1 protein-coding gene is annotated in these 990 nt (G+C 74.1%); it reads left to right on the top strand.

Going from position 1 to position 990, the window contains the following annotated elements:
• A partial coding sequence (locus D180_RS22520; protein WP_017912746.1) for a GGDEF domain-containing protein occupies window positions 1-990 on the top strand: 990 nt, incomplete at both ends.

Here is a 990-nt window from a genome sequence, read left to right as displayed (position 1 = left end):
CAGGCGCGGGCGCAGCGGCAGCAGGCCGAAGCGCAACTGGTCGCGATGGGCGCCACGCGGCTGATGCGCGCGCGCCGCGATTACGTCGATGCGCTGATCGCCGAGCGCAGCGGCGATGCGCGGGCCGCGCTGGCGCTGGCCGAACAGGCCGAGCAGGGCTACCGCGCCAACGGCGACCTGCGCAGCCTCAGCGACGTGCTGGACCTCAAGGCCACCGCCTTGCGCGCGCTGGGCGCCTGGCGCCAGGCACTGGATGCGCGCGAGGCGCAGATGCGCGTGCAGCAGGAACTGGACACGCGCATGCAGCGCGAGCAATCGCAGTTCCTGATCGCCGAATCGGAAAGCCGCGAGCGCGACCTGGCGGCGCTGCAACTGGCGCAGAAGGCGGAAACCCAGCGTAACCGGCTGCAGGCGATGGAGCGCGAGGCGACCCTGCGGCGCGCGCTGCTGGGCGCGGCGCTGCTGTTGCTGGCGGTGCTCGTCGGGGTGTTGTTCCTGACCCTCGGGCGCCTGCGCGGCGCACGCCGCGAAGTGCGGATCGACAGCCTCACCGGCGTCGCCTCGCGGCGCCAGGTCCTGGCCGAACTCGACACTGCGCTGGCGGCGCTGCCGCGCGGCGGGCGCATGCCGCTGTCGGTGCTGGCGCTGGACGTGGACCACTTCAAGCGGATCAACGACGAGCATGGCCATGCGGCGGGCGACCAGGTGCTGCGGCTGGTCGCCACGACCCTGCGGCAGAGCCTGCGCAGGAACGACAGCTTCGGCCGGACCGGCGGCGAGGAATTCCTGGCGCTGCTGCCCGGCGCCGCCTGCGCCGAGGCACGGGAGCTGGCCGGGCTGCTGCGCGAGGTGCTGGAGCGGCAGTCGTTCGACGCGATCGTGCCGGGCCTGCGCCTGACCGTCAGCATCGGCGTCGCCGAGGCCGGCGCCGGCGAGAGCAGCCAGGCGCTGCTGGCGCGCGCCGATGCCGCGCTGTACCGGGCCAAGCAC

Source organism: Xanthomonas sp. SHU 166, from assembly GCF_000364685.1.
GTDB lineage: Bacteria > Pseudomonadota > Gammaproteobacteria > Xanthomonadales > Xanthomonadaceae > Xanthomonas_A > Xanthomonas_A sontii.
Note: the sequence above shows the minus strand (reverse complement) of the source record. Positions and strands in the feature narration are given on the sequence as shown.